This window comes from Paraburkholderia tuberum STM678 (assembly GCF_902833905.1).
GTDB classification, from domain to species: domain Bacteria; phylum Pseudomonadota; class Gammaproteobacteria; order Burkholderiales; family Burkholderiaceae; genus Paraburkholderia; species Paraburkholderia tuberum.
Map to the genome: position 1 here is coordinate 1 of NZ_CADFGP010000089.1, position 20,492 is coordinate 20,492.

Below are 20,492 nucleotides of genomic sequence, written 5' to 3' on the forward strand. Positions count from 1 at the left end.
CGTCCACGCTGCAATTACGCGCCAGTTCGCGCGACACCGTCGAAGCGCTGCGCCCCAGCAGCCCCGCAATAGTTCTTATGCTGCCGCCCTTTTGATGTTCGATCATGATCGCCGCGCGTTCTTCCGCACTCAAATGCTTGTAGTTCTTCTTCATCGCAACACCCTACCTCATTCAAGGTGTTGCACTTGGAACTAGAGACTAAGCGCTCTCCAGTATGAACGGCTCGCGCTGGCCGCCTTCCATCTTTGCGACCGGCAGGGGCGGCAACTCCGACATCTGATTACACTTGCGACCTCGATGTTCAGGAGTCCTGCTGTGACTGCCGAGGAAAGGCACGAACACCGGAACCTGCTGGAGGTGATGATCCAGCTCGGCGAGGACTACCACGCCGCCAACCGCTGCGATCAGGAACTGTTCACGGTGCTTGCACTCGACGCCAAGGGGCTTCCTAACCGCCAACTGACACCGCAGGACGCCGCAGCGATTCTCGCTGACGCTGCGCAGGGCGCGAACGGGAAACTGGCGGCTATGGACGCTTCGTGGACAAAGCACTAACCGGCGTCGATCACTTACGGAAAAAGCGGCTCAATGCCGCTTTTTTTTGTTGGACGGTGAGATTGGAAAACTACACCTGAAAATGAGATAGACAGAGCAATTGTGAAGATCTGTCAAAACGGTTTTATCTCAATTTAAATTCGTTGACCGTGTCGCGTTTTAGATGGTTAATTCGTCGGATGTGTCTGGAAAACAGCAGAGGTCAGATGGAACAACAGAAACTGGATGAAACCGGGGACAAGGAAGAGTGCGGGCTTTGCCGTATCACTTATTCAGTCTACTCAAACTTCCCGCCAATGCCGTCGGCAATGGCGCTGAATGCCGAAACCGGCGAATGGTTTCCGTTCGATACGCTGAAGTCGTATGCAACTGGTTACGAGATGGCCGAAGCCCTGGGTTACGCGTGGGCGTGCGATTGTCGCGGACGCTCCCCTAATACCGTGCAGAAAAGAGGCCCGTTATCGCGCTACGGCGCAACGCCCTGGCCGGTGCTTCCGCAGTCGTCCATCTGTCTCGAATGCATGATTCACGCTGCCGGGCAAGGCGCGATGACCCTGGAGCGCTGATGCTTCCCGCCTCTGTCAATGAACAGCTTCGACAGTATGGGGAACGGCACCACAGCGGCCACGTGCTGGCGCTAGTGGACGGTATCCAGTACGAGCAGCATACCGGCCAGCAACTCACGCCCGAAGACCACATGACGGTTTCGCTGTTCGCGGGCACGAACGACATGGCACTCGCACACGCGGGGCCGTGGCTGGTTGATCCGAGGACGGCGCGCGACCATCTTGCGGACTTGGGCGAACTCGAACAGGCCCGCCCTGGCGTGATCTGGCTGATTACCTCAGAAAGCCTGGAGAGGCAGGCCGCAAAGCTGCGCCCGCACCTGAATACCGGCATACCGAAAGGACGAGCCGCCCTGCTGCGCTTCTGGGACCCCAGGGTGCTGCATGCGCTCAATGCGGTATGCCACGGCAAGAGCGAGCGCGAGCTTTTCAGGGCTGCCGACGCGTGGCACTACCTCAACGAACGACAACGGCTCACCATCAACGACAATGGAATTTACTGAAGGGCAATGGGCGCTTCTGAAAGCCTATGAAGACCGTAACTATGTGGACTTTATCCGTGGTCATATCGTGCGCGATTATCCCGCGCTGGCCAATGATCCGACTTTGCGCGACCGGCTTAATGCGGCCTTCGCGCGAACAAAGTTACTCCGCTTCACGCATGACGTGCCGATAGTCGATTTCCTGTATGTGGAAGCAACGACGCCGGAGTTTTACAGCATTCCGGCGGTCATAGCATGGCTGTACAAATCAGGCGTTCCGGGTGAACAGCGATTCGAAATGTTGATGCAGGCAACGGGTAAAAGGCAACAGGAAATGAAGGAGAAACGGTGATGGGTATTCCACTCCCGGCGACGCTCGCACGCGCAGCAAACGCAATGGCGCAGGCAATGCCTATGCCTGTTCCGGTCCCCACCGCCGCACCGTCTGCTGGTCCCGCAGGCAGCAGCGGCACTGGCGCGGGTGCAGACGGCGGATGGGACGAACTGCCGCGTGACCGGAGCCGCGAACGCGAAAGGCCGTGCAAGTGCCCCCCGGAGAAAGGCGCACTGGTGCGAAAGAACCACAGCATGAACTCTGAGCCGCGACGCTACCAGGCGCGCATTACCGGCTTCGAGTATGCGATAACAACGGACGGAAAAGGCCGTGAGACCGCCGAAGGCTGGAATATGGAATGGGACTGGCTTGACATAGACTTTGATGGGTTTCAGCATTCCCAATGTCTCTTGCAGGAAGCCAAGGGAAATTACGATCAATTTTTCAAAGAAAATAAGGAATTGAAATTTCCGTTTAAAGGATTCACAAAAATGCAGGAGCAAATAGCAACTCAAGGAGAAGCTGTTCGCGCCAATCCGCCGAGCAGATTAATGTGGTACTTTGAGACACCGCAAACGCGAGCTTACATGATGAACACACTTCGCCAGTTTGGCGTGCCTTCGATCCATCAACCGTGAGTGATTATCGTGAATTTACTTGAACAACATCGGGATCAAGCTGCCACACCAAAAGGCGCATTCGAATTTCATCTTCAACGCATTAAAGCCATTGTCGACTTTATTGCAACCAAGGACGAAACCTTGGGTGGGAACTGGTATCTCGCAGGAGACACGCAACAAGATGCACTTCAATATGAGGTCTTCGCAAATGGAGCAGCGTCGAAGGCTGCTATAGATGTTTTGAAGGCAGAATATGGACATGGGAAAAAAATTGATCGACCGAAAGTCATAGGCATATGGAACGGAAGACAAACTGACGGCGCGACCGCCATCATGTCCTTAATGATCGACACGGGAGTTATTTCCAATAACATCGAATTGTCTCTGGATGAGAAAGCGAATGGTCTTTCGCGGCTAGGCAATTACAAATCCGTGGCCGAAGTTGTAGCCAAAGTGGCTGAGCTTTATCGCTCGCTGTATGTGACGTTCGGGCCGCGCGCTTATCAGGATCAACAGGTCTTTGATGACCGCTTAGGCGTAAGCTGGATGCTCTACCTACCGCACGCTCTCGCGCCGGCCCAGGTGCCGGAAGCGCGCGACTTAATCCCTGTCATGCGCGATGGCAAGCAGCAAGGCACGATCATCGTCAGCGTGACGGATGAAGTCTTTGATGTGAACAACCTGGAGCACGTCAAGGCGGCTAACGATATCGAAATCCGCCTCGCCGATCAGGACCTGTTGCCGCGTTTCGTTGATCTCTGAGTTCGGCTCGCTATCCCCGCTTCGGCGAGGCCTTTTCCTGCGAAGAGGCCCGCTACCGCGCGGGCCTTTTGCCGTTACGCCTGATTCCAGCGATTGGGCCTCAGGGGCGATCCACCACGATGCCACTTGCGCCGTTCTGTTGCGATTTTCTCCAGCAACTGCAACACCTCTTCGCGGTTGCCGGCTTTATCCGCCTGTTCCATAGCGGCCCGGTATTCATCAGGCGTCGGCTCGACACCGTCACAGCACCGGTTCACCACCACCGTAAGCGCATCCATCGGCGGGCCGACATACCGGGCACGCAACGATAACATCGCATCATGCGTGAGTTGGGTCAGATCGTCGGTCTGCAACACGGCGGCGCTGATTCTCAGCACGGGTTCCATCCACGCAAGCAATTCTGCCGAATGCTGCTTTCGCACTTCGAGCGAACGAAGATTGTCGTAGCAGCGCTTCCTGTTGTTATGGTCGAACGTGGCGGGCGCGAAACGATACGTGAACTCGGTTCGTGTCCATCCGAGGTACTCGACGCTTTACAACGCGATGCTATCCATCCAGGGTGGCTGCGGACGTGCGCGGGCGCTGCGCACCAGTCAGCACATTTCTGCCTTCCGTTTTGCACCGGTTTGTGCAGGAACGAAGCGGTCTTATGCTTGTGCTGGCAACTCGAAAGCGACGCATTCCGTGTCGAGGGTCGTTTCGTGCGATGTCGTCGGGAAGGGTATGTCGCGGCGTGTTCTACGGTTGCATCGCAACAGAAAGTACGTCGTAGTGAGACGACAGGTCCCGGCCGGACAATCCTGGTGGACAGACCGCGCCCTCGCGCTTGCCGGTCAGTAGGTCTGTTCGGTAATAACCCGGGCCACTGTTTCCAGCGACCGGCGCAGCGTGGCCAGATCGACGGACCCAATCGCGAGGCGGATGGCGTGAGGTACATGCGTCGATGTCGCGAACGGCAGGGCCGTCGACACGGAAATGCGCTCACGCATCAGCGCCATCGCAATCGCGTCGGCGCGGACTTCCTGCGTCAGGGGGATCCAGATGAAGTACGACGCTGGATGGCTCATCGTCTTAAGCTTGCCGAGCGCTTCGGCGGCAAGGATTTGGCGCGTCTTCGCATCCCGCCGCTTCTCGTCTTCGAGCCGGGCCACCGTGCCGTCGTTTATCCAGTTGCAGGCGATTGCCGTCATGGTTGCGGGAGTGTTCCACGTCGTGGCCCGGATTACCCGTTCAAGCCTGGGAATCCATTCGCGTGGTGCGCAGACGAAACCGACGCGCAGACCTGTCGCGACACTCTTCGACAAGCTCGACACATAGATCGTCGTCTCCGGAGCAATCGATGCCAACGGCGGCGGAGCATCTTCTGCGAGGTATGCGTAGGCCCCGTCCTCGATGAGGATCAGTCCATGCTGTCGAGCGATATTGACAAGCTCGCGGCGCCGCCGCGCGCTCATTACCCAGCCAAGAGGGTTGTGCAGCGTCGGCATTGCGTAGACGGCGCGTACGCGTCGTCGCTTGCATAGGGCCGTCAACGCGTCCAGATCGGGGCCGCGCCCCGCGGCTGGGATCGGCACGAGTTCCAGTCGAACGGCCTCGGCGGCCAGCTTGAATCCCGGGTAAGTCAGCGCGTCCACGGCAACCACGTCACCGGGTTCGAGCAGCGCCATAGCGGCCGTCGTCAGTCCGTGTTGCGCGCCGCTCACGAGCAACGTCGTTCCGGCTGTTGCTGCCAGACCTCGGTTCGCCAGGTGGCGTGCCGCAGTAGCGCGCTCGTGCTCGCGGCCACCGTGCGGCTGGTATCGAAGCAGCGACTCGAGGTCGCCGGCCGCCGCGAGCTGGCGCAGCGCTGCCCGAAGAAGGTCTGTCTGACCCGGTGCAGAGGGATAGTTGAAGCTCAGGTCGATCGTAATGGCGCTCCAGGCGTGCAAGTCAACGCCTTGGCCGCGAGGAAGTGGTTCCTTGACGAATGTGCCACGGCCAGCTTCGCCGCTCACCAGACCCATCGTATGAAGCTCGGCATAGACACGCGTCGCGGTGACCAGCGCCAGGCCCTCGCGAGCAGCCAGCTCGCGGTGCGTGGGCAGACGCGTCCCGGGGGGAAGGCGGCCGTCGCGGATGTCAGCCGCAAAGCGGTCAACCAGTTGCTTGTAACGGGCCCCAGGCATGGCACAATGTATCCATGACAATAATTTGATTGTATTGATTATCGGCCCTACCATGATCTTGCACAACCTCTCCATCTGCCCGAGGACGTCATGCACATCACCATTCTGACCTTTGAAGGCTTCAACGAACTGGACTCGCTAATCGCGCTGAATATCCTTAACCGGGTCAGAAAGCCGGGCTGGCAGGTATCGATTGCCAGCCCAGCGGCGAAGATCCGTTCGATGAACGGAGTGGTCCTGGAGGCGCAAGCGTCGCTGAAGGACGCTTGCGAGGCCGACGCGGTGCTGGTCGGCAGTGGAATACAGACACGTGGAGTGGCCGCCGATGCCGCGCTGATGTCGCAGTTGCGGCTCGATCCGACGCGCCAACTGCTGGGCGCGCAATGCTCGGGCACGCTGATACTCGCGAAACTGGGCCTGCTGGATGGCGTTCCGGCCTGCACGGATCTGACTACCAAACCGTGGGTCGAAGAGGCGGGCGTGCCGGTGCTCAATCAGCCGTTCGTGGCGAAGGGGAATGTCGCGACGGCAGGCGGGTGCCTGGCTTCGCAGTATCTGGCCGTGTGGGTGATCGCGCGTCTGGAGGGCGTCGAGGCTGCGCGCGCCGCGATGCAGCATGTCGCCCCGGTTGGCGAGAGGGAGATCTACGTGACGCGGGCGATGGCGAACATCGCGCCATTCATCTGACGCAAAACAGAGGCGCTTCGCACGTCCTTCAAAGCCGACATTGCTGGAGTCCGGTCTGTGGTCATCGTTCTTGTTTTCAAGCTCCTCGTTACGCCGCTGTTGCTATTGACCGCAAGCCTTGCCGGTCGTCGCTGGGGTGATGCGATCGGCGGTTTGCTGGTGGGAATGCCGCTCACGTCGGGGCCGATCTCAGTGTTTGCCGCACTGGAGCATGGACCCGCCTTTGCTGCGCAGGCGGCCGTTTGCATTGCCTATTGCAGGCTGGCGATCTTGGGATGGCCGACGGCTCTCGCGGGGGCTTCGCGATATTTTCTGTCGTAGCGACCGTTCTGCAATGGAGTGCGCTGCCGCATACCGGCCTGTTTCTTTGTTGCTCGTCGCAGGGCTCGTGGTCGGTGTGACGCTTTTTGCGGCTTATGTCGGGGCCAAAACGAACGAAACCGCTCGCGCGGTAAGGCGCTCCGGCCAATACCGGCCGGTCGACGCTGGTGTATAGATCGTTTTCAATTGCAGTGCACGGTCGTCAATTGTCACGTGGAACTGTGAGCATCTGCTCTTGCGACTATGCTAACGAGCGCGGACTTGCCGTCATTTCTCTTGAAAGAATACGGTCATGAAAACGCGGAAATTCTCCGACGCAAGGCCGCGGTCAAACAGGGCCTCACTGGCGTTCTTATACGGTTCCCACGTAGCTATCAAATGCGGTCACGAGATGCTGGATCGCCTGTTCGAGGTCATCTGCCGGCGTTTCAAAAGACTGATTCAGTTGCATCGCTTCCCTCGACGTCAGGGCTTCAAGCAGTGTGGCGGTCATCTCATCGTAGCGATTGGCCCTTTCCCGGTCATGTGCGTCCGGTTCCCCCCTCCGAAGGACTTCGATCACCGCGGCGGCGCCGCAAACCACCCGCACCGCGACGGTCAGGTTCCGCAGTTGTTCGAGCCGCGCAGATCGCCGCTGGCCCTCCAGGAGCATACGTTCTCTCGCAACTTCAAGCCGTGAGCTGGCCAGACCGGCTTCGCGTTGGAGGCGATCGAGGGCGGCGGTCGATCCTCCAGCCATCCGAAGCGCGGCGGACGCGAATGCCATGTTGGCCGAAATCGCGGCTGAGATCACGGCATTCAGCGCGTTACTCTCCCTCGGCGGCCAGAGAAGAAAGCTCGCCGCCACGCCTACGCAGGCACCGACGAATTCATTGGTAAGACGAGCGACAATCAGTCCCTCCGCCGGATGGATGAAATCCGACATCAGCATGAACATCGGCGTCAGGAAGACAACGAACAGACCGTAGTTGACCAACCTCAATGCGACGGTCACCGCGGCAAGCGGCAAGATTGCCAATGTCACCGCAACCGGACCGGACAGACTCGTCAGAAGAACAGCGGCGATCGTTGCGCCGATGAGGCTGCCGCATGCACGCTCCAGCACGCGCAACCATGTATTGGCGGAAACCGGTTGGGTCACGACGATTGCAGCGATCACGCCCCAGTATGCAAACGTGACACTCAGCGATGTGCCGATCATGAAAGCGAGCACCGATGCGACAGCCACCCTCAGCGCATGGTCCCAGACCAGCCTTTCAATCTTGACCGCGCGAGCGGCGGCAGGCGTGGGCGTCTCGGGGTCCATTGCGAGCGCGTGTCGCCCGTCCGCGAGCCGGGCGATGGCCCTTGCCGCAAAGGCAACGGCGCTTGCCGTTTGGTCCGTCCGTTCAGCCGTCTGCCGCAACAATGCGTGTGCTTGCGCTAGCAGCGTATCGGCAATGGGCAGTTCTTGCTGTGCCTGCGCGGCCATGCTTTGCAGCAACTGTCGCAGGCCCTGGAGCAATTGCCGCAATCCATCGTCGTCGGCAATCGCTGCGTTGCGGCGGGCATGACCGATTGCGATCAGCGTGGAAAACACCCTGCCCGCGGCATCGACGCCCGGCCCGAGATCAGGGCCGTTGCGAACATCATGCGCCGCCAATGCCCTGCCGCGCTCGATCGACATGCGCACCCCGCGACGATGAACGGTATCGAACTCGGTCCAGCCCTGCACATCCATTCCAGGCCGCGAATCCAGCGTCTCCAAAAAACCGGCCATGTCCTCGAGCCTGCCGAAGATCGTCGCGAGCGTGAAGCCCGCGGACTGTGGGAACGGGACAGGCCAGAGGAAGATGCAAAACAGCATGGTCCAGGCTGACCCGAGCAGAAAATAGCCACCATGAGCGAGTGCAACGGCAAGCGGCTCGGGCGACGCAATTCCGATCACGACCGCGAGCGAGGCAACCAACCCCGCCTGCGCCGGCATAGGCCCGAGCGAGGGCTTGTAGGACCGTGTCAGTCCACAAAGGAAGACCAGGACAAACAGGGTGACAATGCTGACGGCATAGCCCCAATGCGCGGCATAGGACGCCAGCGGCATGACGACAACACCCATGGCCGTGAAGATGGCCATCGCCTTCAGGCGCTGTGACCTGGCCCCTTGCGGATCGCAGAGACAGTTCCAGAACGCCGCGACGGCTCCGAACGCGATATCCGAACGACCGAGAATCGCCGCGGCACAGAGCATTGGCGCCATCGCAAGCGCAGCGTGTATCCCTTCCGCAATCCCGATGCGCTCGGGCGTTATGGCGAAGACATGACCTTCAGCCCGCAAGGTCCGACGGCTTACCAGGGATACGAGCTTACCTATTATTGTCATCGCACCTTTGCTGCTCACGAACGTTGATTGCTGGAGGACAAGGCCCAGGAAATGGGCGCTTCCCGGATTCACGCTGCCAGCGCGCTGAGATAGCCGCCGACTCCGCGCTGTGAACGTCTGCTTTTCGCGTATGCGACTGGCGCCTCTGTTTCATTTGCAACACTCCCGCCGCTCATGCGACGTTCATTGTGTTGCATCGACCGGTTGAATCCGCCAATGCGGAGGAGACGTACACGCAATCAGCTTTGGGCGGCCGGCCGGCTAGCCCATTTAGAATCCACGCAGTCTTCCTCTGCGGCGGGCTACGAGGATCGCCGCGCGTATGTTCATCGAATATGCGATCGCGGACCTCTCTAAAGAAGCCGGAGAAGGAGACTCGATCTCAGCATTAAGCGATGCGCGCAGCATCGAGTCCCACCTCCTCGCACAACCAGTCGCAGAAGCACTTCACCTTCTCCGTGTTGCGCTCGTTCACGCGATACGACAGAAAATGCGTCTCGCGGGAGACCGGCTCGAAGACATCCGCGCCCAGCTCAACCAGTTCGCCGCGCGACAACTCGCGCTCGGCGAGACGCGTGGTTTCGAGCGCGACGCCCATGCCATCGACAGCGGCGGAGATCGCGAGCGCCCCGCGATCGAACGAGGGCCGCGCCCGCGACGGGAACGGGAGTCCGTTGAGCGCGAACCAGTCGGACCACGTCACGCGGCTGAGCTGGGAATCGATCAGCGTCATTTCCCCGATCTGCTTCTCGATGGCAACGCCGCTTCGCACGAGCGCAGGCGAACACATCGGCACGATGCGTTCTGCGCCGAGCGCGCGTGTCACGATGCCCGCGCGCTCGTGTGCGACCGCGTATGAGATGGCGACATCGACTTCATGCACCCGGGTGAGGTCGATCGGCTCGGGACCGGACGACAGACGGATCGTCACGCCCGGATGCGCCTGCGTGAATTCAGGCAGGCGCGGACCGAGCCACTTGGCGGCGAAGCTCGGCGCGCTGTGCACCGCGAGCACTTGCGCATCGGGCGCGAGCGCGACCTCGCTGCATGCCGCCTCGATCACATCGAAAACGCGTCCGAGGCTCTCATAAAGGCGCCGTCCTTCCGATGTCGCTTCCACCCGCCGATTGCGCCGATGAAACAGCGACCGGCCGAAATATTCTTCGAGCTCCTTGACCTGATGACTGATCGCGGACTGCGTCAGATGCAGTTCCTCGGCCGCCAGCGTGAAGCTCTCCAGCCGCGCGGCCGCTTCGAAGGCGCGCAGCAGCACGAAATTGGGAATTCGTCTCATGTCTTTCACCGAAACATGAATGTGGTTCATCTTTGTATGAACAGCCATCGTTTGTCAATGACGGCAGCGACCGCGACCATAGGACCCATCGAAGCAATCCGCTTCGACCGGTTCAAACCTCACTTCAAAAAGGAGTCGACCCATGGCAGCAGTGATGGAAACGCGGCCGCAGGCGCTGATCAAGGACGGCAAGGTTTCGATCTATCAGCCGGAGCAGGAAGGACTCATCTTTCCGGAGCTTCCGTCATTTTCGAATCCCGCCGCGCAGCGGCAGCATGTGAAGGAACGGCTGGTCGGCGCCTGTCGCGCGTTCGCCCAGCAAGGGTTCGACTACGGCTTCGCCGGACATCTGACCGTGCGCGATCCCGAGAATCCCGGCCTTTACTGGACCAATCCGATGGCCATCCACTTCTCGCAAGTGAAGGTCTCGAACCTGATCTGCGCGGACCATCAAGGGCACGTCGTCGAGGGGCGCCATGCAATCAACCGCGCGGGCTTCGTGCTGCATGCGGCCGTGCACGAGATGCACCAGGACATCGTCGCGATGTGCCATGCGCATACGGTCTACGGCACCGCGTTCGCGTCGCTCGGAAGGCAACTCGAGCCGATCACGCAGGACGCCGCGGCGTTCTACGAGGATCACGTCGTGATCGGCGACGAGGCAGGACAAGTAGCCGTCGAGGTGAAGGCGGGTCACAAGGTCGCGAACGCGTTCAGGGACGTGAAGGCCGCGATCCACCAGAATCACGGGCTTCTGACGGCAAGCCGGCACAGCATCGAATCGGCGGCGTTCTGGTTCATCGCGCTCGAACGGTGCTGCCAGCAGCAACTGCTGGTCGAGTCGACCGGCATCGCACCCAAGCTCGTCACCCCCGAACGCGCGCGCTACAGCCGCGAGCACGTCGGCAGCGACTACATCGGCTGGCTGCACTTTCAGGCGATCTGGGACGACCTCGTCGCCACGCAGCCGGACATGTTCGACTGATTCCGTAGAAGCAGTCCGAGCACGGCGACAACGCGAGACGAGCGCTAAAAAACGCAGCGTTGCGCCGCAACCTGAACACCAGGAGACACCACAATGAGTTCCCCCAGTCCGGTTGCGTATTACCAGGGCAGAGAGTCGTCCACCTATGCGAAGGTGACATGGCGGCTCTTGCCGTTTCTGTTCCTGTGCTATCTATGCGCGTATCTCGACCGAATCAACGTGAGCTTCGCGAAGCTGCAGATGCTGCAAGCGCTCAAGTTCAGCGACGCGGTCTATGGCGCGGGCGCCGGCGTCTTCTTCGTGGGCTATCTTCTCTTCGAAGTGCCCAGTAACCTGATCCTGCTGCGCGTCGGCGCGCGCCGCTGGATCGCCCGCATCATGATCACCTGGGGCATCGTCTCGGCGAGCATGATGTTCGTCAGAACGCCGATGAGCTTCTACATCATGCGCTTCCTGCTGGGCGTCGCCGAAGCGGGCTTTATCCCCGCGATCCTGCTCTATCTCACATACTGGTTCCCGGCCTCGCGCCGCAGCAAGGTCACCGCGCTCTTCTTGACGGGCATTCCGATGTCGGGAGTCGTCGGCGGGCCGCTGTCAGGCTGGATCATGAATCATATGAATGCATCGCACGGGCTGGCGGGCTGGCAATGGCTGTTCCTGATAGAAGGCATTCCGACCGCGATCCTCGGGCTGGTCGCGTTCTTCTATCTCGACGACAAGCTCGCCGATGCGAAGTGGCTCACAGACTCGCAGAAAGCCATGCTCGAAGCCGGCCTGAAGGACGAAGAGCCGGCTCACGCGCTGCATTCGGTGAAGGACGGCCTGACGCATCCGAAGGTGCTGCTCCTGAGTGCGATCTACTTCTTCTTCACGATGGGCCTGTACGGCGTAAGCTTCTGGCTGCCCACGCTCGTCAAGGCGAGCGGCGTGGCCGATCCGCTCAATATCGGCCTGCTTTCCGCGATCCCTTACGCGGCGGCGGCCGTCTCCATGCTGCTCGTCGGTCAGAGCTCGGACGCCCGCGGCGAGCGGCGCTGGCATCTCGCGTTGCCCGGGGTGGTCGGAGCGGCCGGACTGTGCACGAGCGTCGCGTTCGCCCATTCGACGCCAATCGCGATGATCGCCCTCACGATCGGCACGATGGGCGTGATGACGACAATTTCGCAGTTCTGGGTGTTGCCGCCCGCTATCCTGGGCGGCGCCGCCGCGGCGGCGGGGCTTGCGCTGGCGAATTCGGTCGGCAGCGTATCGGGTGTCGTGAGCCCTTACGTGATCGGGCTGATTCAGACAGGCACGGGATCGACCGGCAACGGCGTACTTGGGCTGGCGGCGAGCCTGATCATCGGCAGCGTGCTCGTCTTCACCGTGCCGGCCGCACTCGTGAACGGCCGGCGCAAGCGGGCTTGAGCGAAGTCCCGCTCCACGCAAAGATCCCGCGATCGCGGGATCATCGCATCAGCTCACTTTTTCTTCCTGCCGATCGCTCAGCACCTGCCCGAGCCGCTCGACGAGATTCTGCCGCGCCCGAGTCGTATGAAGATCGGTCAGTTCCGTCGCGCGCTGCGGATCGCCATCGGCGATGGCCGCGGCGATGGCTGCGTGCTCGTCCCAGATCGCCTGGCGCTGCCCCGACGACTGCAGCACCGCGCCCATCACCCGTCGCAGATGGACCCAGTGCATCTGCGCGGTCTCCACGATGAGCGGATTGCCCGACGCGGCATAGATCGCGGCGTGGAACGCCATGTCGGCATCGATCATCGCCTTCACGTCGTCGGCCTTCGACGCGCGACGGCCGTTCGTGATCAATGCCTTGTCCAGCTTCGCGCCGCGACCGGCGGCAAGACGCGCGGCGAGCGAGTCGAGCGCGCCGCGGATTTCATAGAGATGGCTGATCCAGGCCGCGTCGAGCGGAGTCACGAGCAAACCCCGACCGGGCGCGTCCTGCACCAGTCCGTCCTTCTTGAGCAAGCGCAGCGCCTGCAACACCGGCGAGCGCGACACCGCAAGTTGCTCGGCGATTTCTTCCTGCGTGATGCGCGTCCCGGGCGCGAGCGTCCCAGAGCTAATGGCATCGAGCAGCACCTTGTAGACCTCGTCCACGTAGTCGGTGCGCGCCTGAAGCTTGAGCAGTTTCGTCGCCATGATCAAAGCTCGTTTATGGATACAGAATACGGCAAGGGTATAACCGCACCGCGGGAGCGTCAATGTCCGGCGCTGAAGCGAAAAGGTGAATCTCCGCGTTTACCCATAGAGACATCGCCGCATCGCGCGACTAATCTTTGGATACAGAGTACGGTGTTCTGAATATCGAGTTCGGCGTTCAAAGTGCCGGCGACTGACAACTCCACCACCTCAAAATAGGATTTGCGATGACGATCAAGGAAGACAAGCTGGAAGGACAGAAGACGAGCGGCGGCAATGTCGTGTCGAAGAAGCTGATTCCGTACGGCGGTTACTACACAAGCAAGGTGCCTGGCCACGATCCCGAGCTCACCGAGACCGGCCCCGGCACACCGATGGGCGAGTTCATGCGCGCGTTCTGGCATCCCGTGTGCATGTCGATCGAACTGACGGACACACCGCGTTATCTCAAGATCCTCGGCGAGGAACTGGTGGCGTTTCGCGATGGCAGCGGGCGCGTGGGCGTGCTGCATGCGCATTGCGTGCACCGCGGCGCGTCGCTCGAATACGGCGCGATCCAGGAGCGCGGCATCCGGTGCTGCTATCACGGCATGGTGTTCGACGTGGACGGCACATGCCTGCATGTGCCGTTTCCGAAGGGCGAAGAGAAGGAAGCCGAGAAATTCGCGTGCTCGATCCAGCAGGGTGCGTACAAGGCGGTCGAGCGCAACGGCCTCGTGTTCGCGTACATGGGACCGCCCGATGCCGAGCCGCCCTTTCCCGAATGGGAAGGCGACTTCACGGTGTTGCCAGGCGACGAGCTTGTGCCGTACAGCAACTTCCAGCATTGCAATTGGCTGCAGGTGCAGGACAACGCCGCCGACAACTATCACCCCACCGCGCTGCATGCCGGCAAGAATGTCGTGAATGGGCAGTACCAGGGCACGACATTCGACGAGGTCGGCGCGGCATCAATGGAAGTCGCGCCCGACATGCACTTCGTGCCGGTGCAGCAGGGCCGCAGCCTCGCCTGCGCGGGCGCGCGTCGAGTCGATAAGGACCGGCTCTTCGTGCGCGTGCAACATCAGGTGCTGCCGAATCTGAGCCTGCATGCGTACACGTCGGAAGACGGATCGAAGAAGAAGCTGTTCAGCCGCTTTCACATCATCCGCTGGACCGTTCCCGTCGACGACGAGAACAGCAAGATGATCGGCTGGCGCGTGATGGGCCCGGGCATCGATACGCGCGGCGTCGGCAAGAAGGAACTCGTCGGCTATGAGTCGATCGACTTTCTCGAAGGACAGGTCGCGATGCGGCGCCCCGAGCGCTTCGGCGAATACAAGCTCGAGGATCTGCCGCCCATTCCGCCGAATCATCGCGAGCGCGAGAACTACAAGGCCGCGCAATACGCGCCCGGCGACTACGAAGCGATCATCAGCCAGCGACCGATCGCCGTGCACGCGCTCGAAAACCCGACGAAGTTCGACGCCGGCCTCTTCCTCTTTCGCAAGTTGCTACGCGATGCGCTGCGCGGCACGAATCCGGCGGCATCGGCGCAGAGCTTCGCCGAGTGGTTCCGTGCGAACGCGGGCGCACCCAACAGCTATTGCTCGGGCAACGTGTTCGAGATTCCCGAAGGCGACACGGTCGAAGAAGAAGTCGCGCGGCGCCGCAAGGTCACGAAGACGATCGTCTCGATCCTCAACGAGAGCGAGCGGCTAAAGGCGGATGAACGCGCAGTGTTCGTGCGCGAGAAGTTCGAGGAACTCGAACAATCGATGAAGAACTGAAGCGCCACGACAAGCAAGGGGCGCGTTGCGCGCCTCGTGCGGCGAATCGGGATTCGGCAGTACATATGAGGATCAGGAAAATGGCAAGCGAACAGACATCGAACTCCGGCGGCAGCACGCTCCAGTTGCTCGTGCGGCAGGTTCGTTTCGAAGGCAAAGGCATCAACTCTTACGAACTGGTCGATCCGTCCGGCGCTGAGTTGCCGGCCTTCACTGCCGGCGCTCATATCGACATCCATCTCGGCGACGGCCTCGTGCGCCAGTATTCGCTGTGCAACGCACCCAACGAGCGCCATCGCTATGTGATCGCCGTGCTGCGCGACGAGCGCGGCCGTGGCGGATCGAGAGCGCTGCACGAGCGCGTGCATGTGCAGGACATCGTGCGCGTGAGCCGTCCGCGCAACCAATTTCAGCTCGTCGACGATGCGCGCAGGGTGATCCTCATCGCGGGCGGCATCGGTGTGACGCCGCTCACGTCGATGGCGCATTGGCTGGAAGACGCCGGCATCGAATACGAAATGCACTACTGCGCGAGAGATGCGGACTGTGCCGCGCTTTCCGGGGAACTCGAGCCGATGCGCGTGAACGGCCGCGTGCACTTTCACTTCGACGGCGGTGATCCGAAGGCGGGGCTCGACATCCGCCGCTTGCTGAGCGAGCCGTCGCACGGCGTGCACGTGTATTACTGCGGTCCGGCTGGTTTCATGCAGGCATGCGCGGATGCGAGCGCGCACTGGCCCGCCGGCACCGTCCACTTCGAGCACTTCAAGGCGCCGGGGCGAAGCGAACCCGCGAGAGCGGCGAACGATGTGGCGGACACGTTCAGCGTGAAGATCGCGAGCACGGGACAGATGATCGAAGTCGCGAACGATCAGAGCATCGCGGACGCACTCGAACAAGCGGGCGTCACGATCGAAACATCGTGTCATGCGGGGCTGTGCGGGACATGCAAGGTGCGGTATCTGTCCGGGGAAGTTGAGCACAACGACTGCATTCTCAACGACGACGAGAAGGCCGAATTCCTGACGGCCTGCGTATCGCGCGCGAGAAGCAAGGTACTGGTGCTCGATCTTTAGCCGAGATGTTCGATTAGACTCGCGATGGAGCTGTAGCCTCTCGAGCGCAAGGGGCCGTTGTCGGATATGAAGCCGACCTTCGTATGTCTCTTCTCACGCACGGACGAAAGGCTGATGATGGCCGGACACCGCCGATGGAAGGGATCGAAGCTAATCTTGCCCACCACCTTTGACAAAGGCGAGCCGGCTCCAGGTCACACCCATCCGCTGATTTCCTCGTTGGGTGGATTCGGTCCGGACATTTAGCACAGTCCTGAAGCTATGGGCGCTTGCTAACCGAATGGTCTCTGCTGCCGAAACATCAAACATTCGGCGTCCTTCGGGGACTGGACCGTGACGTAAAGACATCACCACCATCGCACCTTCCCGCAGCAAGGAGCTGACGGTCGACATCGCCTGACAACGCTCGTCTTCGTCCAGATGCATCCAAACGGCGGACAGCATCACCAAGTCGAATTCTCTTCGTCGCGAACGTACAGACATGAGATCCGGCAGACTGTCGTCCACCCATTCAATCCGGGAAGACGAATGCAGCCCGATTCCTGCGACGCGCAACGTGTCCACTGGTTCTACGGCCATAACTGTATGCCCCATAGCTCCTAACGCAGCTGCATCGGTTCCGATACCGGCGCCAACGTCAAGAATGTGGGCCGGGGGCATCGGCAAGAGATGCATGACGGGCCTGTGGCTGTTCTCAAATGAGATGTCCTGCCATTGCTCGATGAGCGATTGAGCGTTCTCAGCCTAGCCTGCCCGACGGCAATTGAATGCGGTCGCCGACTGGACGAAACGTTAGGCTGCTGGCGCTATCTATTCTGTTGACGGCGCCAGTTCATCGAAGCCTGGGCGCGACAAGTGCAGCACTTCGTAGCGTTCGCCTGGGACAACTGCTTCTGGTGTGTCGGCCCAAACCGTGAAGGTGACACGCTCCCAGGAGCGCGGATCAATCGCACAGGCGCTGGCGATCACACTACTATGCCGTGCGATACGCTCGACCTCAGCGACCGCATCTCGCGCGGCCTGCGCGAGATCGGCTTCGCGAGGAACGACCACTCGCTCCCGCGTCGCCGCGCAAGGCAATACGCCGGACGCCGGTCCGCGCTGGCACAAGAGGCCCGACCATGTCAGCACGACGGGCCGTCCGAACGATTCAACGATGCCTTGGAAACCGCCTCCTTCCCACAGGAAACGGTTCATACCAACGGTGTCATTCCACAAGTAGAACGGCGAATACTGGTTGAGCGTCGCACCTGCCTTGTCGCGCTCGCGGATCAGGTAAGCCTTGAGACCAAGGCCAGCGAACGTGTCGGTCATGTGCCCGCGGTCCGCGACGCGATTTCGGATGATCTGCATATCGTAGTCGGCGGGCAAGGTGATTTCATAATGCATCGCATACATGGTGGGGCTCCAGATTTTGCTACAACCAGGCGAGCGACATCCATTGCGAGGGTGCCGCCGCCCGCGATTGTCGCTGACCCTGAGCTGCCGTTCGGCCCAGTCTAGCTGCAACGGCTTCTTTGAAGCCAGAACGGCCGAAAGATCGATGAAAGCAAGAGGGCGACTTTCCGGCGAAGACGCTTTGAAGGGGGCACGACTGCGTCCGTACATTCGGCTTCTGATGTGCTTGCTGCTGCACGAGCCATCATGGAAATTTGCGCGCTTGCTCCTCATCGGCCTTCTGGCTTCGTACTGCAGCCGCCGGATATATCAGGATCTGCAAGCGCCGGTCCGACCGGTTCGCCATGCTTGCCGCTTCTTGCGCAATCGCGAAAGAAATAAAGCAATACTCAATATCTGTTGCCTGTTACACACCTCGGAAGCAGCCGTTACCTGTCAATATTGCCCATGCAATGCGCGCCGTCTTGTTCGCCAGGGCGATCGCAGCAATGCTCACGTGGCGGCGTTGCATCACAGCCTTGATCCAGCGACTGTGCCGATCGTCGCGACGGTTCACGAAGTGCATGACCGCGCGGGCGCCCTGTACAAGCAGGGTTCTCAGATAGGTGTCGCCGCGTTTTGTGATACCGCCTAACCTGGTTTTGCCTCCGCTTGATTTTTGCCTCGGCGTCAGCCCCAGCCAGGCCGCAAACTGCCGGCCGTTCCTGAACTGGGACGGATCACCGACACTGCTGACGAGCGCGGTCGCGATCACTGGCCCGATTCCTGGAACGGTAGCGAGCCGTTGGCAAGCTTCATTGCTCTTGAAGATCTCCGCTATCTCGGCAGTAAGTTCGTCGAGCCATTGCTGCAGTGCCTTCAGTTGCTCGAGGTACATCGAGCCAAGCCGTCTGAGCAATGCGGTAATGTGGGCATCGGGATTGTTGACGAGCTCAACCACTCCCTTTCTCAATTGCGGAACTCCGACCGCGAAGATCACCCCCTCTTCAGCAAACATGCTCCGGATCTGATTCGATTTCGCTGTCCGCTCCAGGATGAGCCGTTGGCGCATGCGATGAACCGACTGCCGCGACTGCTGTTCAGCGCTCTTGATCGTAACGAAGTGAATGCCTGTGCGCGTCACTGCCGCGCAAATCGCCGCCGCGTCATTCGCGTCGTTCTTGCCACCGAGCAGAAACGGCTTCACATATTGTGTCGGCAGCAGGCGGACCATGTGTCCCAACGAGGTTAGCTCACGGGCCCAGAAATGGGAGCCGTGACAGGCCTCGATACCAACCAGACTGGATTCCAGTTTTGCGAAGAACTTCAACACCTCAGCTCGGCGAAGTTTCCGCTGTACTACCGTTTTGCCATGGCGATCGACGCCATGAATCTGAAACACGTTTTTCGCGATATCCAGACCAATGGTAAGTGCAGGCATTGACGTTCTCCCGGGAATTGGTGAGGTAAGTGTCGCCCCGAAGGGGGCGGGAGTCTATGCCATCAGCCTTGTTGCAGCCGATACTGTCGCTGCGGGCCCCGATGAAATCCGCTGACTCACGCCTCATTGCGGGTACGAGCTCGAAGCTCGGCAACCAGTTCAGGTTTAGTGAGTCCCGGTCCGACCTGTCTTGTCATCTCACGCGATTGCCAACGCAACTTTTCGACATCCACCCTGTGTTAAACGTTAATCTTCTACGTTTCGGCCGCCGCTCAGACGGACTTCATGCTCACGTACCCTTTTTCATACGATCGGTCATGAGCGAGCACCGCCCAGATCGTCCGTGCCATCTTGTTCGCCAAAGCAGTCACCACCACGTTTGGTGGTCGCCGTTTTTTCATCTGCTCAACCCACGGACCAGGGTCCTTCGCGCGCGTCAGCACGGCCCGCGCGCCGTGGATCAGTAGCGTGCGCAGGTAGGTGTCGCCCCTCTTGCTGATCCCGTGCAGGTTCACCTTGCCGCCCGAACCGGTCTGCTTCGGCACAATTCCGACCCAGGCCGCAAACTCGCGCCCCGATCTGAACGCCTTCGGATCTCCGATCATCGCGACCGCAGCCGTCGCCGTCAGCAGGCCCACGCCCGGAATTTCGATGATCGCCTTCACTGCCTTGTCTTCCTTCTTCCACTCCCGCAACCGCCTCTCGATCGTCGCGATTTCTTCGTCCATCTTTTCAATCCGCGTCCACTGTTCGCGTAGCGTATCAATCGGTACCTTCGGCAGAAATCTTCGACACGCATGAGCGCATCGGGAATTGCTTTGCCCAGCGCGCTGCGGCCTTTGCCCATCGCTTCGCCGAACTCGGCCAGCATCCCGCGCAGGCCGTTGATCTGCATCGTGCGGAACTTCACCAGTTGCTCTCGCTGCCGGTGCATCATCAGCACCGCCTGTTGCATCTCCGTCTTTACCGCCACCGCCTTGCACGGCTGCTGTACTGCCAGCCAGATTGCCTTCGCGTCTGCCACATCGCTCTTGTTGCGAATGTTGAATGCCTTCAAGAACTGCGCGGGCATCAGCCTGACCTCGTGGCCCATCTTCGTCAGTTGCCGAGCCCAGTGATGCGCACTGCCACGGCGCACGATTCGCGAAATGCTCGAGAAACTGAGCGCGTTTGATCTGCCTGTTCACGATCTCACCTGTCTGCGCGTCGACGTAGTGCACCTGAAACACATTCTTCGCAATGTCGATTCCAACTGGCGTAGCATTCATCTGTGGATCCTCCGGTTGCTGGGAAATGCGTGCATTTTCCACTTGGGCACATCGATGCCGTTGGCCCGTGAGGATCCACCTTACTTCGCTTTCGTTCACGGGTGGGACGCGTTCATTTCATTGCGGGTTTTTTCAGGCCTGCTTTATCGGGTGAAAGGCGCGTGGAGCATGGGTTCTGGCGACCGCACGCGAATCGGCTAGTGTAGTGCGTCGTAAATAATGCAACTTAATCGCGATTTGCGAGTCTCCTTCCAGGTGATGAGGGAGAACCCATGAGAATCGCGGCAA

General features: G+C 60.4%; 22 protein-coding genes and 1 pseudogene. 13 read left to right on the plus strand and 10 right to left on the minus strand.

The genetic code is table 11. From position 1 onward, the window contains the following. Positions 1 to 154 (minus strand): helix-turn-helix domain-containing protein (locus HWY30_RS37735; RefSeq protein ID WP_176079018.1); only part of this gene is annotated, 154 nt, incomplete at its 3' end. 162 nt (positions 155 to 316) lie between these two features. Here HWY30_RS37735 and HWY30_RS37740 point away from each other — a divergent pair. The 6 genes from HWY30_RS37740 (at position 317) to HWY30_RS37765 (ending at position 3,320) form a co-directional block, all read left to right on the plus strand. After that, on the plus strand, positions 317 to 556 hold the full coding sequence (locus tag HWY30_RS37740) for a hypothetical protein (RefSeq protein ID WP_090810285.1): 240 nt from the start codon (positions 317 to 319) through the stop codon (positions 554 to 556). A 206-nt stretch (positions 557 to 762) separates the two neighbouring features. After that, on the plus strand, positions 763 to 1,122 hold the full coding sequence (locus HWY30_RS42230) for a hypothetical protein (RefSeq protein ID WP_244145157.1): 360 nt from the start codon (positions 763 to 765) through the stop codon (positions 1,120 to 1,122). Continuing rightward, positions 1,122 to 1,625 (plus strand): DUF4123 domain-containing protein, encoded by a 504-nt coding sequence (locus tag HWY30_RS37750; protein WP_167368728.1) that lies wholly within the window; start codon positions 1,122 to 1,124, stop codon positions 1,623 to 1,625. The genes HWY30_RS42230 and HWY30_RS37750 overlap by 1 nt, the downstream gene beginning before the upstream one ends. Beyond that, entirely contained in the window at positions 1,612 to 1,956 is a 345-nt protein-coding gene (locus tag HWY30_RS37755; protein ID WP_090807817.1) for a hypothetical protein, read from the plus strand. The genes HWY30_RS37750 and HWY30_RS37755 overlap by 14 nt, the downstream gene beginning before the upstream one ends. Beyond that, the gene (locus tag HWY30_RS37760) at positions 1,956 to 2,576 is read left to right on the plus strand and encodes a restriction endonuclease fold toxin 5 domain-containing protein (protein ID WP_090807819.1); all 621 of its coding nucleotides are present in this window, start codon (positions 1,956 to 1,958) and stop codon (positions 2,574 to 2,576) included. The genes HWY30_RS37755 and HWY30_RS37760 overlap by 1 nt, the downstream gene beginning before the upstream one ends. 9 nt (positions 2,577 to 2,585) lie before the next feature. Beyond that, a complete protein-coding gene (locus HWY30_RS37765; RefSeq protein ID WP_090810287.1) occupies positions 2,586 to 3,320 on the plus strand; it encodes an immunity 52 family protein in 735 nt (244 codons plus the stop codon). 74 nt (positions 3,321 to 3,394) lie between these two features. Here the strand turns inward: HWY30_RS37765 and HWY30_RS37770 are convergent, their stop codons facing one another. Then, positions 3,395 to 3,697 (minus strand): hypothetical protein, encoded by a 303-nt coding sequence (locus HWY30_RS37770; protein WP_143037226.1) that lies wholly within the window; start codon positions 3,695 to 3,697, stop codon positions 3,395 to 3,397. 456 nt (positions 3,698 to 4,153) lie between these two features. After that, positions 4,154 to 5,485, minus strand: coding sequence for an aminotransferase-like domain-containing protein (locus HWY30_RS37775; RefSeq protein ID WP_090810289.1), 1,332 nt, complete (start codon positions 5,483 to 5,485; stop codon positions 4,154 to 4,156). A gap of 90 nt (positions 5,486 to 5,575) precedes the next feature. On the opposite strand from HWY30_RS37775, the gene HWY30_RS37780 reads away from it, so the two are divergent. Beyond that, the gene (locus HWY30_RS37780) at positions 5,576 to 6,172 is read left to right on the plus strand and encodes a DJ-1/PfpI family protein (RefSeq protein WP_090807823.1); all 597 of its coding nucleotides are present in this window, start codon (positions 5,576 to 5,578) and stop codon (positions 6,170 to 6,172) included. Positions 6,173 to 6,229: 57 nt separating this feature from the next. Next, a complete protein-coding gene (locus HWY30_RS37785) occupies positions 6,230 to 6,493 on the plus strand; it encodes a hypothetical protein (protein WP_176079019.1) in 264 nt (87 codons plus the stop codon). A 352-nt stretch (positions 6,494 to 6,845) separates the two neighbouring features. Here the strand turns inward: HWY30_RS37785 and HWY30_RS37790 are convergent, their stop codons facing one another. Both HWY30_RS37790 and HWY30_RS37795 read right to left on the minus strand, forming a co-directional pair. Then, positions 6,846 to 8,870: an FUSC family protein gene (locus HWY30_RS37790; protein WP_143037227.1), complete on the minus strand. Its 2,025-nt coding sequence runs from the start codon at positions 8,868 to 8,870 to the stop codon at positions 6,846 to 6,848. 370 nt (positions 8,871 to 9,240) lie between these two features. Continuing rightward, positions 9,241 to 10,146, minus strand: coding sequence for a LysR substrate-binding domain-containing protein (locus HWY30_RS37795; protein ID WP_244145158.1), 906 nt, complete (start codon positions 10,144 to 10,146; stop codon positions 9,241 to 9,243). A 142-nt stretch (positions 10,147 to 10,288) separates the two neighbouring features. Here HWY30_RS37795 and HWY30_RS37800 point away from each other — a divergent pair, with 142 nt between their 5' ends. Both HWY30_RS37800 and HWY30_RS37805 read left to right on the plus strand, forming a co-directional pair. Further along, a complete protein-coding gene (locus tag HWY30_RS37800) occupies positions 10,289 to 11,131 on the plus strand; it encodes a class II aldolase/adducin family protein (RefSeq protein WP_090807829.1) in 843 nt (280 codons plus the stop codon). 93 nt (positions 11,132 to 11,224) lie between these two features. Then, entirely contained in the window at positions 11,225 to 12,538 is a 1,314-nt protein-coding gene (locus HWY30_RS37805) for an MFS transporter (RefSeq protein WP_090807830.1), read from the plus strand. A gap of 48 nt (positions 12,539 to 12,586) precedes the next feature. On the opposite strand, the gene HWY30_RS37810 is transcribed toward HWY30_RS37805, so the two are convergent. Continuing rightward, complete coding sequence (locus tag HWY30_RS37810) at positions 12,587 to 13,273, minus strand: GntR family transcriptional regulator (protein WP_090807832.1); 687 nt, start codon at positions 13,271 to 13,273, stop codon at positions 12,587 to 12,589. A 227-nt stretch (positions 13,274 to 13,500) separates the two neighbouring features. Between HWY30_RS37810 and HWY30_RS37815 the strand changes: the two genes are divergently transcribed. Both HWY30_RS37815 and HWY30_RS37820 read left to right on the plus strand, forming a co-directional pair. Continuing rightward, positions 13,501 to 15,042 carry a Rieske 2Fe-2S domain-containing protein gene (locus HWY30_RS37815; RefSeq protein WP_090807834.1) on the plus strand — a complete coding sequence of 514 codons (1,542 nt, stop codon included), beginning with the start codon at positions 13,501 to 13,503 and terminating at the stop codon, positions 15,040 to 15,042. A gap of 80 nt (positions 15,043 to 15,122) precedes the next feature. Further along, a complete protein-coding gene (locus tag HWY30_RS37820) occupies positions 15,123 to 16,118 on the plus strand; it encodes a PDR/VanB family oxidoreductase (RefSeq protein WP_090807836.1) in 996 nt (331 codons plus the stop codon). Positions 16,119 to 16,268: 150 nt separating this feature from the next. Here HWY30_RS37820 and HWY30_RS37825 read toward each other — a convergent pair whose 3' ends face one another. The 4 genes and pseudogenes from HWY30_RS37825 to HWY30_RS37840 form a co-directional block, all read right to left on the minus strand. Next, a complete protein-coding gene (locus tag HWY30_RS37825; protein ID WP_090807838.1) occupies positions 16,269 to 16,793 on the minus strand; it encodes a methyltransferase domain-containing protein in 525 nt (174 codons plus the stop codon). A 135-nt stretch (positions 16,794 to 16,928) separates the two neighbouring features. Beyond that, positions 16,929 to 17,516 (minus strand): DUF4865 family protein, encoded by a 588-nt coding sequence (locus HWY30_RS37830; RefSeq protein ID WP_090807840.1) that lies wholly within the window; start codon positions 17,514 to 17,516, stop codon positions 16,929 to 16,931. 406 nt (positions 17,517 to 17,922) lie between these two features. Continuing rightward, on the minus strand, positions 17,923 to 18,936 hold the full coding sequence (locus HWY30_RS37835) for an IS110 family RNA-guided transposase (RefSeq protein ID WP_176079020.1): 1,014 nt from the start codon (positions 18,934 to 18,936) through the stop codon (positions 17,923 to 17,925). Between the two features lie 272 nt (positions 18,937 to 19,208). Continuing rightward, positions 19,209 to 20,204 (minus strand): annotated as a pseudogene (locus HWY30_RS37840) (IS110 family RNA-guided transposase). On the opposite strand from HWY30_RS37840, the gene HWY30_RS37845 reads away from it, so the two are divergent. Then, positions 20,085 to 20,405, plus strand: coding sequence for a hypothetical protein (locus tag HWY30_RS37845; protein WP_167368873.1), 321 nt, complete (start codon positions 20,085 to 20,087; stop codon positions 20,403 to 20,405). The pseudogene HWY30_RS37840 and the gene HWY30_RS37845 sit on opposite strands and share 120 nt — an antisense overlap. Positions 20,406 to 20,492: the final 87 nt, after the last annotated feature.